Source organism: Bifidobacterium sp. LH_413, assembly GCF_056357015.1.
The window spans coordinates 748,667-760,995 of sequence record NZ_JBKEVK010000001.1; the positions used below are offsets into that span (position 1 = coordinate 748,667).

The following is a 12,329-nucleotide window of genomic DNA, read 5'->3' on the forward strand; positions in this document are numbered from 1 at the left end:
ACCTTGCGGCCGGCGCGTTAGAATCGTGCGGTATGAGCAATGACAACGACGCGGACGCGCCCCTGGGACAGACCTACCATCGCGGACCGATCATCATGCGCGGGGACATGATCCCCGCCGACAACACCACCGCCAACCTGCTGAGGCCCGACGACGGCACCGGCTGGCTGCACATGGACCCGTGGCGCGTGCTGCGCATCCAATCCGAATTCGTCGACGGCTTCGGCGCGCTGGCCGAACTGGGGCCCGCGGTCGCTATATTCGGCTCCGCCCGCACGCGTCCCGACGACCCCGCCTACGAGGCGGCCCGCCACATGGGCGAACGGCTCGCGCAGGCCGGTGTGGCCGTGATCACCGGGGGAGGACCCGGCATCATGGAGGCGGCGAACAAGGGTGCCGCGCTGGCCGGCGGCAAATCCGTGGGCCTCGGCATCGAACTACCGCACGAGCAGGGCATCAACGACTACGTGAACCTCGGCATGAGCTTCCGCTACTTCTTCGTGCGCAAGCTCATGTTCGTGAAATACTCGTCCGGCATCATCGTCTGCCCGGGCGGCTTCGGCACGCTCGATGAGATGTTCGAGGTGCTGACCCTCGTGCAGACGCACAAGGTGGACGGCATGCCGGTCGTCCTGGTCGGCAAGGCCTACTGGCAGGGCCTGTTCGACTGGCTGGAGGGGCCCGTCAAGGAGCACGGCATGATCTCCGGCGTCGATCCGCGGCTCGTGACGATTACCGACGATCCGGACGAGGCCGTGCGCGTGGCCACCGGTGCAATCCGAGGATAAGGCCGTCGACCGGCTATCCGCGGAATCGGACGTCGTCGCGTGGGGCGCTCCCGATCCGGTACGTCCAGCCGAGCAGGAGCGGCGAGAACACGATGAAACGGTCCGATACGAGCGTCAGCAACGGCAGGACGAGGAACAGGACGAACGACAGCAGGTTCGGACCATGCACCAGAACGCCGAACACGCCGACGAGGACCATCACGGCGGGGAAGACGAGAAGCCGTATCAGCCGGCCACAGGCGAGACGCGCGGATGACGCCCCGGTCGATTCGTCGATTCTCGTCATGACGATGTCGGCGGGCCGGCCGGGGTCGATGCCGCTTCGGCAGCAGGCCGAGAAGATCAGGATGCCGGCCGCGAAACACGATATGGTCACGGGGATGACGATGTACCAGTGTTCGCCGATCCACGGGAGCGCGGTCAGATACGCGAGGTTGAAGCGTGCCGGTGCCGACCATAGGTACAAGAGCAGCAGCATCGTCAGCCATCTGACGACACCGGCCGACAGACCGATCGATGTGGGCGACGATCCGACCGGCTCGCCATGCCTCGTCCGGATGCTCTCCGGCAGGTTCTCCCAATCCCAGATTCGATGCCGGTTGGCCGCATCGGGGAACAGGTCCGGCATATACAGGCGCAGATCACGCGGATCCGAATAATCCATCAGCCAGTCCCTGCCATGCATGCGGATCCTGTACCAGCGGACGTCGAGCCGTTCGGCCGAGTCCACGGGCCAATGATCGTATCCGTCTGTCATGGGACGTGCCGCGTCACAGCTTCGAGGCGATGAGCAGGCCGGTGCCGGTGGGGGTGAGGACGGTGCGGAAGCGTTCGTCGGATTCGACCGTGTCGAGCATGGCGCGCATCGCCGTCGCCTTCTCGCTGCGATCGGCAGGGTCGAGCACGCCGCCCGAGTTCATGCCGTCGTAGAAGGCGAGCATGTCGGTGAACACGATGACGCCGTGGGCGCGCAGCAGTCGCGGCGCCTGCTCGAACGACGCCGCGTAGTTGACGGCGTCGCCGGCCACGACGATCATGTCGTAGTCGCCCGCGTTGAGACGGGGCAGGAACACGCCCGCCTGCGCGTTCACCGCGCGCAGCTTCGTCGCCGTGGAATCCTGCACCACGTCGAACGCCTTGCGGATCACGCCGATGCCCTTCGCCGAGGAATCGACGGCGGTGAGCTGGCCCGTGCCGTCGAGGCCGCGCACCAGCTCCAACGTCTCCATCACCGAACCGGTGCCCACCACGATCACGGATTTCGCGCCGGTCAGATGGGCCAGCATGGACAGGGCCTCCGACTGGGCGGCCGAGCCCTGCGGCATGCCCGCCTTCTCGGTGGCGGCCCGGATCTGGGCCATCGCCGGCGTCTGTCGGGAAAGCGCGTGATCCTCCACGAACCCCCACGCCTGCGCGAGATTCGTGTACTGCGTCCTATCCATGAACCTGTCCTTTATCGTCCTCTGAAGTCATCGTGTGGAATCGCCGTCATGAACCATCATGGACCATGACGGGCCGGCCGGCGGCCGCCTTCCACGGGGCCGTACCGCTCGGGGTCAGCGCTCGCGCACCTTGGCGACGATCTGCCACATCTCCTCGCCGACGTCGATGCCGCGCGGGCATTGGCGCGTGCAGGCACGCACCGACTGGCACGCGGCCACGCCGTCCGCCGTGTCGATCGCGTCGAGACGATCCATCGTGATCGTGTCGCGCGAATCGTTGACGAAACGACTCGCCCAGATGAGCGCCGCCGGGCCGATGAACGCGTCGCCGCCGGCGAACACGGGGCAGGAGCCCTCGCACACGCCGCAGGCGATGCAGTTGCTCAGCTGCTCGTACTTCGCGAGCTCGTCCGGGTGCTGCAGGTATTCGAACACGTCCACCTTGCCCTCATGCGTGGTGGCGAGCACGCCGTCCGCCTCGAGATACGGCTTGAGCTTCCTGATCTGGTCGAGCATCGGATCGATGTCGGCGATGAGGTCGCGTTCGACGGGGAAACCGGGCAGCGGGCCGAGTTCGATGACGCCGAGGTTGCCGGATTCGGGAAGAACCGTTCCGTCCGTCACGGCCGTATCCATCGCGTCGTCGCCGGTGCGGCGGAATCCGTCGTCGTCCGTCACGGCCACGCCGTTCGCCGGCCTCACCCAATCCTTGAGCGTGGCCGTGCACAGCAGGTTCGGCGTGCCGTTGATCGCCACCGCGTCCGAACCGCACATGCCGTGGCCGCACGAGTAGCGGAAGGCGAGCGTCGGGTCGACGGTGCGTTTGATGGCCAGCAGGCAGTCGAGCACCGTGTCCTCGGGGCGGGCGGGGATCGTGTACTCCTGCACCCACTGGCGGCCACGGGGGCGACGCCGTGCCGGGGCCGCCGACCCGCCGCCGAACGGCGAGCTCTTGCGCGTGCGCGCGAACGGGCTGCCGCCGCGCGCACGGTCGCGTTCGCGTTCGGGGCGCGGCGTGAAACGGTTCACCTTCAACGTCACCGTCGTCACGTTCGAATTCGTCATGCGCGCGCCTCCTCAATCGGTCTCAAAACAACTCTCCATTGTGACATAAGCCGTGGCCGGACAGGCCGTGACTCAGTATTCACGTTTCTTCGGCGGCACGTCGACGATGTGCACCGGCTGCCATGAGACACGGCCCGAGACGTCGGTCATCGAATGGGCGAGGAAGCGTTCGTCGTCGCGTTCGGGGAAATCATTGCGCTTGAGCGAGCCACGCGACTCGTGGCGGGCGTCGGATGCGGCGAGCACGACGCGCGCCAGTCCGATGAGATGACGCACCTCCCAGATGGCGGTGACCTCCTGGTTGAACGCGGCCGTCTTGTCGTGCGCGGCGAGCGCCCCGGCGCGCGGGGCGAGCTCGCCGTCGATCGCGCGCAGCGCGGCTTCGAGACCCGCGGCGTCGCAGCGCACGGCGGCGGCGCGTTCCATCACCTGGCCGAGGTCGGCCATGAGACGGTACGGGTTGTCGTCGGCGTCGCCCGAGGCGTCCGTGCCGTCTCCGGTGCCGGCTTCGTCCGTGCGCGGCGTGAGCAGGTCCTTCAGCTCGCCTTCGCGCGCGGCCGAGGCGGCGTCCACGGCGGCGGCGATCGTGTCGTCCGTCTCCTGCACGTCCGGGTCGTCCGCGGCCATCGGATCGTCGACCGGATGTTCGGCGATGCGCGCGGCCAGCGTGCGGCCGGCGCGCGTGCCGAACAGGCAGGCGTCGAGCAGCGAGTTGCCGCCGAGACGGTTCGCGCCGTGCACGGACACGCACGAGCATTCGCCGGCCGCGAACAGGCCGTCGACCACGGCGCGCGCGCCGGCCGTGCCGTCGGAGCCGTCGGCGTCGCCCGCGTTCCAGCGATACACTTCGCCGTCCACGGTGATCGGGATGCCGCCCATCGTGTAGTGGGCGGTCGGCTTGATCGGCACGAACGACTTCGACGGGTCGATGTCCGCGTACTTCTCGATGGTCTCGACCACCTGCGGCAGCACGGCGCGCATATGCTCCGGGTCGATGCCCGTCATGTCCAGCCAGACGCAGTCCTTCGGACCGTCCGGATCCTTCGGGTCGGCGACGCCGCGGCCCGCGTCGATCTCCGCCATGATGGAACGGGAGACCACGTCGCGCGCGGCCAGATCGGCGTGGCCGGGCGCATAGCGTTCCATGAACGCCTCGCCGTCCGCGTTGCGCAGCACGCCGCCTTCGGCGCGCGCCGCCTCGGACAGGAGGATGCCCGTATGCGCGAGGCCGGTCGGATGGAACTGCACGAACTCGACGTCCTCCAGCTGCAGGCCGGCGGCGAGCGCCAGCGCCATGCCGTCGCCGGTCAGGTCCCATGAGTTCGACGTGGTGTGGAACAGGCGTCCCGCGCCGCCGGTCGCGAACAGCACGTTGTGCGCCTTGACCGCGTGGATTTTGCCCGTATGCGTGTCGAGGGCGACGACGCCGGCCGCCTTCGCGCCGTCATCGGCCAGCACGAGGTCGGTCACGTACCATTCCTCGGCGAACGTGACGCCGGCGGCCACGCACTGCTGCCACAAGGCGTGCAGGATCTGGTGGCCGATGCGGTCGGCCGCGTAGGCGGCGCGCTTGACCGGGGCGCCGCCGAATTCGCGCGTGTGCCCGCCGAAGCGGCGCTGCGCGATGTGGCCGTCTTCGGTGCGGGAGAAGGCGACGCCGCCGCGTTCCAGGTTGATGACCGTCTCGGGCGCGTATTCGGCGAGCAGGCGCGCCGCGTCCTGGTCGACCAGCCAGTCGCCGCCCTTGATGGTGTCGTAGTAGTGCCAATGCCAGTCGTCGGCCTCGATGTTGCCGAGCGAGGCGGCGATGCCGCCTTCGGCGGATCCGGTGTGCGAGCGCAACGGCTGAAGCTTCGAGACCACCAGGATCTTCGGGTCGACGCCGTCCTCCCTCATCCGCGCGATCTCGGGGGAGCGGAGCGCTCCCAACGCGGCGGACAGGCCGGCCGCGCCCGCGCCGACGATCACCGCATCGTACATTTCTTCCAACTGCTTCGGACTCATATCACACCATTGTTCCATAAGGGCGGACTTAGACGGCCTTTTTTGTCAAGGCTCCTGCCGAATGGTGGATAACCCGTCCGCCATCCACACGCCGTCCACAACACGCCCGGCGGTGGGGGCTCTTTCCACAATTCCCGGCGGGACGGCCGCGGAACCGCATGGACGGGCACAGTGGACGCATGGATACCACAGCATTGCAGATGGCGCCGCCGGAGGCCCTGACGTCCGGTATTCCCGTCCTCGAACCGCTTGACCGGATCGCCGAACGGCTCAAGGACGGCACACTCGCCACGCGCGCGTTGGGCGCGCTCGGCGAGGACTACGCCGCGGCATGGCTCGCGGAACGCGGATGGACGGTCGTCGACCGCAACTGGCGATGCCGTTACGGCGAGCTCGACATCGTCGCCCTGTCGCCGGAACGGCGGGTCGTGTTCGTCGAGGTGAAGACGCGGCGCAACATGAAGCATGGGCTGCCGCAGGAGGCGGTCACCTATACGAAGCAGGCGAACCTGCGCCGGGCGGGCGTGCAGTGGCTGCTCGAGCCGGGGCATCGGATCGGCCACACGGGCGTGCGCTTCGACGTGGTCACCGTGGTCGTGCGCGGCGGCCGTCCGCTCGTCCACCATATCCCGGGGGCGTTCTGATGGCGATCGGCAACGCGCTGTCGGTTGGGCTGATCGGATTGAAGGCGTTCATCATCACCATGCAGGCGTTCATCAGCCCGGGCCTGCCGTACTTCTCGATCATCGGACTGCCGGACGCATCGCTGTCCGAAGCGCGGGAACGCGTCAAATCCGCCTGCCAGGCGACCGGATTCCATTGGCCGGAGACGCGCGTGACCGTGAACCTGAGCCCGGCGAGCATGCCGAAACGCGGCTCGTCGCACGATCTGGCCATCGCGGCCGCCGTGCTCGGCGCCGCCGGCGCGATCCCGCACGAATGCCTCATCGACTCGGTCGTCATGGGCGAGGTGAACCTCGACGGCACGGTGCTGCCAATCAACGGCGTGCTGCCGATCCTCCTGCACGCGCGCGAGCGCGGCGTCAGGCAGGTGATCCTGCCCGTCGGCAACCTCGAGGAGGCGCATCTGATCGACGGGGTGGACGTGCTCGGCGTGCGTCACGTGGGCGAGCTCATCGAACTCATGGGCGGCACCGCGCGTTACCGGCTGCCGGACGAGACCGCGGTCGGCGGCGGAGCCGGGGAGACGGGCTCGTCGCAGGACGGCGAGCCGGCGTGGACGAGGATCGGCGACATGGCCGACGTGGTCGGGCAGGAGCAGGCGAAATGGGCGTTGGAGGTGGCGGCAGCCGGCGGACACCACATGATCATGGTCGGGCCGCCCGGGTCGGGCAAGACGATGCTCGCCTCACGCATGCCCGGCATCATGTGCCCGCTGACCGACGCCGAACAGTTGGAGGTGGCGTCCATCCGCTCCCTGTGCGGCACGCTCAACGCCTATGGCATCAGCGACGTGCCGCCGTTCGAGGCTCCGCACCATACGTCCTCCACGGCGGCGCTGGTGGGCGGCGGCAGCGGATTGGCCGAACCCGGGGCGATCACGCGCGCCCACCGCGGCGTCCTGTTCATGGACGAGGCGCCCGAATTCTCGGCGCGCGCGTTGCAGACGTTGAGGGAGCCGTTGGAATCCGGGTACGTGGCGTTGTCCCGTTCCAAAGGCACCGCCTACTATCCCGCCGCGTTCCAGCTCGTCATGGCGGCGAACGGCTGCCCGTGCGGCATGAGCTACGGCACGGGGGAGCGCTGCGTGTGCACGCACAAGGAACGGCAACGCTACTTCGGCAGGCTCTCCGGGCCGATCCTCGACCGCATCGACATCCAGGTGGAGGTGCCGCCCGTGCCGCGCATCATCGGCGGGGAACGCTACGAGACCGGGCCGACCAGCGCGCGGATACGGCGTCGCGTCGTCCAGGCGCGTCGCGTCGCCGCCGAACGCTACCGGGCTCACGGGTGGACCTGCAACGCGCAGGCGTCCGGCACGTGGATGCGCGAGCACGTCTCCCCGCAGGCGCTCGAACCGGTCAACCGCGCGCTGGAGACGCAACGGCTGAGCCTGAGGGGCGCGGACCGGGCGCTGCGCCTCGCCTGGACGCTCGCCGACCTGGCCGGACGGACGTCCCCCGGCCGCGAGGAGACCCTGCAGGGCATCGCGCTGCGCACGCGGCTGATATGAGCGTTCCCGCGCGGGGCGCATACGGAAAGGAGCCGGCAATGGACGGCATCGCAACGCAACCGACGGATTACACGGATTCCATGGAAACCATGGGATCAATGGAAGGACATGGCCATGGAGACATCACATTCCTTGACGACACGGCGCTATCCGCCGCCCGACCGGGAAACGCTGGCGCGTGCCACGCTCACCTACTGCCTCGACGGGGCGGACGCGATCATGTACGCCACCATCAAAGGGGCGGGCAGCGGGACGGAGGCGCTGAGGCTCATCATCGGGTCGAGACCCGGCAACGCCGGCGCGGCGGCGGGGATGGCGAGGAGCGGACTCGACCACGTGTTCGCCGTCGGCCTGGCCAGATGGGGCGGTAGGGTCACGCCGCAGGGCATGCGCGCGTTCCACAAGGCGCTCGCCGGATGGCATGCGCGCCTCGACACCCTGCCCACCCTTGACTGGGAGCATCTCGCCGGTTGGTTCACGATGGACGGCGCGCAATGGGTCATCGGCCCGGCCAGCCCGTACTGGCCGCAGCAGCTGCAGGATCTGTCCACACGCCGCGACTGGGCGTCGCCCCTCTGCCTGTGGGGCGTCGGCGACGTGCGCGCGCTCACCAGCTGCGCGAAACCGGTCGCCGTCGTCGGTTCGCGCGGCGCCACCGACTACGGGCGCACCGTGGCGCGCGAGACTGCGACACGCGTCGCGGCGGCCGGCCATCTCATCGTCTCCGGTGGGGCGCTCGGCACCGACGCGGCCGCCCATTGGGGTGCGCTCGCCGCCATGGACGGCGTCGGCGACGCGAGCGGCGTCGGACGCACCGTCGCCGTGTTCGCGGGCGGGCTCAACCACATTGGCCCCTCCACGAACCTGCCGCTGTTCGAACGGATGGTCGGACAGGGTGGTGCGCTCATCAGCGAACTCTGCCCGGGCACCATCCCCGAAGCACGGCGGTTCCTGCTGCGCAACCGGATCATCGCGGCGCTCGCCTCCACCGTCGTCGTCGCGCAGGCGAGACTGAGATCGGGGGCGCTCAGCACCGCCAACTGGGCGAACGACCTCAACCGGGAGGTGATCGCCGTGCCCGGCCCCATCACCATGCCGCACAACGCCGGATGCAACCGTATCATCGCCGACCATCAGGCCATGCTGCTCGCCTCCGTCGAGGAGATCGACGAGCTCGTCCACCCGGCGCACAAGCCCGAGCTGGGGGAGGAGCCGTGGCGGATATCGGGAACGACAGGGGACGACGGCACGGACGGAGACGGGAACGACGACAGGACGCCCGGACCCGCGGGCGATGCGGGAGAGGAAACCGCAGCCGACGGCGACACGGCCGCGGAACGGGAGGATGCGCTCGCCGCATCGCAACAGGCCGTACTGACGGCCATCCGCTCATGCCGGCGACGGCACGCGCCCGTCACGTGCGACGCGCTGCTGGCGCGTCTTCGTGAGGATGATCCGGACACCGGCATGCCGCGGCTGCTCGCCGACCTGGGCGAACTGGAGGCGCGCGGCCTCATCCGCCGCGAACAGGGGGAGGTGCGACTGGTCCGAGGAACGGCGGGAACGTGACGGGCATGGCCTCGGCGTGAGGTGTTGAAAGACCGCAGGCAGTGCCGGACGACCTGTCCCGGCGTCTACTCCCGCCACTGGCATCGGTCGAGGTCGACCCGCCAGCCCGGGTCGCCCGCCGGCTTCGCCGCCGGCGGGACGAACACGACGCCCTCCTCCTCGAGCAGGGCGCGCTGCTCGTCCGGGCCGCCGAACGCGAAGCCGGGCGCGAGCGAACCGTCGCGGAACACGACGCGATGGCAGGGAATCACGCCCGGCTCCGGATTGACATGCAGCGCATAGCCGACCATGCGCGCGTTGCGAGGCGCGCCCGCCAACGCCGCCACCTGCCCGTACGTGGCGACCATGCCGCGCGGGATGCGGCGCACCACCGCGTACACGCGCTCATTGAACGAAACGGAACCCATGCCCTCCAGTCTACGGCCGGTGAGGCATCGCCGCCGGTGAAGCATCGCAGAGGTCGGGCCGCGACAGGACGAAACACGACCAGCCGTCATCCGACGGACGACGACAATGCCGTCGCCGCGGCGCGTCCGGTGCTACCGTGAAAACAAGGGCCGGAACGTCGCGCACCGACGCGCGACCGGAAGAAGCCCGGGGAGGGAAGCACCATGAACGCCGACGACCGGGCGACAGCCGCACCCGCGCACGACGCGCGTCCCATCGTCACCATCGGACTGCTCGACAACGACCCGTTCGCGCTCGCCTTCCTTGAACGCACGATCACCGAACTCATGGGCGAGGCGCGCGTCATCTGGAAGACCACATCCGGACGCGACGCGCTCGCCCGATGCCTCGCCCCGGACACCGCGCCGAACGTGCTCCTGACGGACATGAGCATGGACGAACTGTCCGGTCCCGCCGTCTGCCGCGCCATCCGCGTGAAGACCGCGCGCGTCGCCATCCTCGCCGTCACCTCGTTCTCGCTCGCCGTCTACGCGTCCAAAGCCGCCGAAGCCGGCGCGCAGGGCATCGTGCCCAAAGCCGTCGAAACGCCGATCGTCGAGGCGATCCGCACGCTCGCCGCCGGCGGCACATGGCCGTCCGGCGCGACGGACGCCACGTTCGAGACGGCCGCCGCCGCGCACGCTCGCCTCGCCGGAAGCCGCATGCCACGCCGCTTCCTCCTGTCGGACCGGGAGGCCGAAGCCATGAACCTGTGCTCGCGCGGCCTCGACACGATCCGGATCGCCGCCGACATGCAGGTGGGCGTCTCCACCGCCAAAACCTACCTGACGCGCGCCATCCACAAGCTCGGCGTCTCCACACGCGGCCAGGCCGTCGCCCTGTGGACCGGCTCGGCGGAAGACGAACGATGAACGCCGTGCCGGAGAGGGACGCGGACCCCGGCGGCGTGCCGTCCCGTCCGTTCCATTGGCTGCGCGCGCATTGGTTCCGCATCGCCATCGCCGCGTTCACCCTCGCCGCCACGCTGATCGAATGGGCGGCGATCCCGCCGGTCTACCCGTTGAACTTCCTGTTCTCCGGGATCTCCGTCGTCGCCATCGTGCTCTCGCCGTTCCTCCCGCGGATCTCGGGTTGGCTCATCATCGCGACCGTGGTGGCGCGGCTGTTCGTCCTCGACCTGTCCGGGCCGAACCCGCTGTGGGCCGCGTATCTGGCGCTCGCGGTCATCGGATACGACAGCGCCATCCCCGTGGCCGTCGGCGCGCTGCTCACGGTGACCATCGCCGAATGCGTGCCGGTCGCCTTGAACACGTTCAACGCGCTGTCCGCCACATGGATCGGCATGGTCAACTACATCGGCATGTTCACGCTCGCCGCGATGGGCGGCATGTCGTTCCGATGGCGCCGGCAGCGCGACGAGATGCGCGAACGGGCCGTGGCCCTGGAACGCCGGCAATGGGAGCTCGACACGTTGCAGCGCAACACGCGGCTCGCCTCGCGCATCCACGATTCGGCGTCCGGCGGGCTCTCCTACATCGCGTTGACCGCGCAACGCGAGCTGCGGCGCATCGGTGATGACGGGGCGCATGCGGGCGAACGCGCCGACTGGCGGTTCGTCAACGACCAGGCGCTGTCCGTGCTCGACGAGATCCACCATGTGATCGACCTGCTCGAGCGGCCGTCATCCTCCGATGGCGATGGGCGGCAGGTTCCGGCGGCATCGGAGGCGCCGGAACGTCACGCTTCGCCGGACGGCGGGATCCCTCCAGCGCCTCGCGCCGTCTCCCGCCGGCGGGAGGACGTATCGACCGCCGCGCAGGCGGCCGAAGCCAGACTCGCGCGTCTCGGCTTCCATGGCCGGTTCGACCTGCGCGGCGAAACGGACGACGATTGCTCCGCGGAGTCGCTGACGGCCGCGGCCGACCTCATCGGCGAGATCGCGGCGAACATCACCCGGCACATGAGTCCGGATGCAGGCGAATACCGCTGCGTCATCACCTTCGGCGGAAACGCCGTCGAGATCATGGAGACCAATCCGATCACCCCGCAAAACGATGCCGCACGGAACGCCGGTGACGGCATGCCGGACGCCCTCAGACCGCATGGCAGCGGACTCGCCCTGCACCGGCGCATCATCCGGGGGATGGGAGGCGAACTCAACACCACGGCCGAAGACGGCGACTGGATACTGTACGCCCGCATCCCCATGCGCCCAGGTCCGGCACGCCACCAGGAGCGTGCATCATGACCGGGCCCCACGGCGACGACCGACCACGCAGGCGCGCCCATCGGACACGGCTTCACAGCCTCGTCGCCGGCCTCGATCATCCGCATCGTCGCATGCTGACGGCCGTCACGTTCCTCGTCGCATGCATCGCCATAGCCGTGCCGCTGGCCGCATCGCTTCCGCAGCCGTGGAGCGGCGTGGCGGCCGACGCGCGCGACGGAACCAGCCGCACGTTGGCCACGGGCAGCGACCACCCCGAATTCACCGGTCCACACAAGTACGAGACGCTGGACGCATGGAACAACCTGCACACCGAACTCGGGCGAAGCATACTCGAAGACGGCGTGGTGACGCCGGACGAACTCGCCGAAGTGCGCAAGGCCTACAACGCGTGCCTGTCCGTCTATGGGATGCAGGCCAAGACGATCACGGACGACGACGGCGAACCCATCGGCGAGAGCGTCGTACCGGTCCGGGGTTCGATGGACGGCCTGCGGCGATCGGCCGTCATCGACCAATGCCGCACCGAATCCGACTACCGATGGCTGGAACCGTTGGCCGGCATCCGAGCCTCCGGACAGCCGGCGAAGGAACCGCGATGAACGAGCGCGATGTCGGCGTTCCAGCCGCAA

Annotated in this window: 12 protein-coding genes; 7 read left to right on the forward strand and 5 right to left on the reverse strand. The window is 69.1% G+C overall.

Features of this window, described 5'->3' with window-relative positions; translation table 11 throughout:
* The first annotated feature begins 32 nt into the window (after positions 1 to 32).
* Positions 33 to 788: an LOG family protein gene (locus tag AC1AYN_RS02885; protein ID WP_476531935.1), complete on the forward strand. Its 756-nt coding sequence runs from the start codon at positions 33 to 35 to the stop codon at positions 786 to 788.
* A gap of 13 nt (positions 789 to 801) precedes the next feature.
* On the opposite strand, the gene AC1AYN_RS02890 is transcribed toward AC1AYN_RS02885, so the two are convergent.
* The 4 genes from AC1AYN_RS02890 to AC1AYN_RS02905 all read right to left on the reverse strand — a co-directional run bounded on the left by AC1AYN_RS02890 (position 802) and on the right by AC1AYN_RS02905 (position 5,299).
* Positions 802 to 1,545, reverse strand: a complete 744-nt coding sequence (locus tag AC1AYN_RS02890; RefSeq protein WP_476531937.1) for a hypothetical protein — start codon at positions 1,543 to 1,545, stop codon at positions 802 to 804.
* A gap of 13 nt (positions 1,546 to 1,558) precedes the next feature.
* A complete protein-coding gene (locus tag AC1AYN_RS02895) occupies positions 1,559 to 2,230 on the reverse strand; it encodes an O-methyltransferase (protein WP_476501827.1) in 672 nt (223 codons plus the stop codon).
* A gap of 114 nt (positions 2,231 to 2,344) precedes the next feature.
* On the reverse strand, positions 2,345 to 3,295 hold the full coding sequence (locus tag AC1AYN_RS02900; RefSeq protein ID WP_476531938.1) for a succinate dehydrogenase/fumarate reductase iron-sulfur subunit: 951 nt from the start codon (positions 3,293 to 3,295) through the stop codon (positions 2,345 to 2,347).
* Positions 3,296 to 3,367: 72 nt separating this feature from the next.
* Entirely contained in the window at positions 3,368 to 5,299 is a 1,932-nt protein-coding gene (locus AC1AYN_RS02905) for an FAD-binding protein (protein WP_476531940.1), read from the reverse strand.
* Between the two features lie 200 nt (positions 5,300 to 5,499).
* Between AC1AYN_RS02905 and AC1AYN_RS02910 the strand changes: the two genes are divergently transcribed.
* From AC1AYN_RS02910 to AC1AYN_RS02920, 3 genes are all read left to right on the forward strand, one after another.
* On the forward strand, positions 5,500 to 5,943 hold the full coding sequence (locus AC1AYN_RS02910) for a YraN family protein (RefSeq protein ID WP_476532319.1): 444 nt from the start codon (positions 5,500 to 5,502) through the stop codon (positions 5,941 to 5,943).
* On the forward strand, positions 5,943 to 7,493 hold the full coding sequence (locus AC1AYN_RS02915; RefSeq protein WP_476531942.1) for a YifB family Mg chelatase-like AAA ATPase: 1,551 nt from the start codon (positions 5,943 to 5,945) through the stop codon (positions 7,491 to 7,493). Before AC1AYN_RS02910 ends, AC1AYN_RS02915 begins: the two co-directional genes overlap by 1 nt.
* A 108-nt stretch (positions 7,494 to 7,601) precedes the next feature.
* Positions 7,602 to 9,062, forward strand: coding sequence for a DNA-processing protein DprA (locus tag AC1AYN_RS02920; RefSeq protein ID WP_476531944.1), 1,461 nt, complete (start codon positions 7,602 to 7,604; stop codon positions 9,060 to 9,062).
* Positions 9,063 to 9,127: 65 nt separating this feature from the next.
* Here AC1AYN_RS02920 and AC1AYN_RS02925 read toward each other — a convergent pair whose 3' ends face one another.
* A complete protein-coding gene (locus AC1AYN_RS02925; protein ID WP_476531946.1) occupies positions 9,128 to 9,469 on the reverse strand; it encodes an MGMT family protein in 342 nt (113 codons plus the stop codon).
* Positions 9,470 to 9,673: 204 nt separating this feature from the next.
* Between AC1AYN_RS02925 and AC1AYN_RS02930 the strand changes: the two genes are divergently transcribed.
* The 3 genes from AC1AYN_RS02930 to AC1AYN_RS02940 are packed head-to-tail and all read left to right on the forward strand — an operon-like array spanning position 9,674 to position 12,299.
* Complete coding sequence (locus AC1AYN_RS02930; RefSeq protein WP_476501821.1) at positions 9,674 to 10,381, forward strand: response regulator transcription factor; 708 nt, start codon at positions 9,674 to 9,676, stop codon at positions 10,379 to 10,381.
* A complete protein-coding gene (locus tag AC1AYN_RS02935; protein ID WP_476531948.1) occupies positions 10,378 to 11,718 on the forward strand; it encodes a hypothetical protein in 1,341 nt (446 codons plus the stop codon). Before AC1AYN_RS02930 ends, AC1AYN_RS02935 begins: the two co-directional genes overlap by 4 nt.
* On the forward strand, positions 11,715 to 12,299 hold the full coding sequence (locus AC1AYN_RS02940) for a hypothetical protein (RefSeq protein WP_476531950.1): 585 nt from the start codon (positions 11,715 to 11,717) through the stop codon (positions 12,297 to 12,299). The genes AC1AYN_RS02935 and AC1AYN_RS02940 overlap by 4 nt, the downstream gene beginning before the upstream one ends.
* The last annotated feature ends 30 nt before the right edge of the window (positions 12,300 to 12,329 follow it).

Excerpts from the sequence above, each read along its gene's own strand:
- AC1AYN_RS02885 (WP_476531935.1), top strand. The coding sequence starts at position 33 with ATGAGCAATGACAACGACGCGGACGCGCCCCTGGGACAGACCTACCAT.
- AC1AYN_RS02890 (WP_476531937.1), bottom strand. The coding sequence starts at position 1,545 with ATGACAGACGGATACGATCATTGGCCCGTGGACTCGGCCGAACGGCTC.
- AC1AYN_RS02895 (WP_476501827.1), bottom strand. The coding sequence starts at position 2,230 with ATGGATAGGACGCAGTACACGAATCTCGCGCAGGCGTGGGGGTTCGTG.
- AC1AYN_RS02900 (WP_476531938.1), bottom strand. The coding sequence starts at position 3,295 with ATGACGAATTCGAACGTGACGACGGTGACGTTGAAGGTGAACCGTTTC.
- AC1AYN_RS02905 (WP_476531940.1), bottom strand. The coding sequence starts at position 5,299 with ATGAGTCCGAAGCAGTTGGAAGAAATGTACGATGCGGTGATCGTCGGC.
- AC1AYN_RS02910 (WP_476532319.1), top strand. The coding sequence starts at position 5,500 with ATGGCGCCGCCGGAGGCCCTGACGTCCGGTATTCCCGTCCTCGAACCG.
- AC1AYN_RS02915 (WP_476531942.1), top strand. The coding sequence starts at position 5,943 with ATGGCGATCGGCAACGCGCTGTCGGTTGGGCTGATCGGATTGAAGGCG.
- AC1AYN_RS02920 (WP_476531944.1), top strand. The coding sequence starts at position 7,602 with ATGGCCATGGAGACATCACATTCCTTGACGACACGGCGCTATCCGCCG.
- AC1AYN_RS02925 (WP_476531946.1), bottom strand. The coding sequence starts at position 9,469 with ATGGGTTCCGTTTCGTTCAATGAGCGCGTGTACGCGGTGGTGCGCCGC.
- AC1AYN_RS02930 (WP_476501821.1), top strand. The coding sequence starts at position 9,674 with ATGAACGCCGACGACCGGGCGACAGCCGCACCCGCGCACGACGCGCGT.
- AC1AYN_RS02935 (WP_476531948.1), top strand. The coding sequence starts at position 10,378 with ATGAACGCCGTGCCGGAGAGGGACGCGGACCCCGGCGGCGTGCCGTCC.
- AC1AYN_RS02940 (WP_476531950.1), top strand. The coding sequence starts at position 11,715 with ATGACCGGGCCCCACGGCGACGACCGACCACGCAGGCGCGCCCATCGG.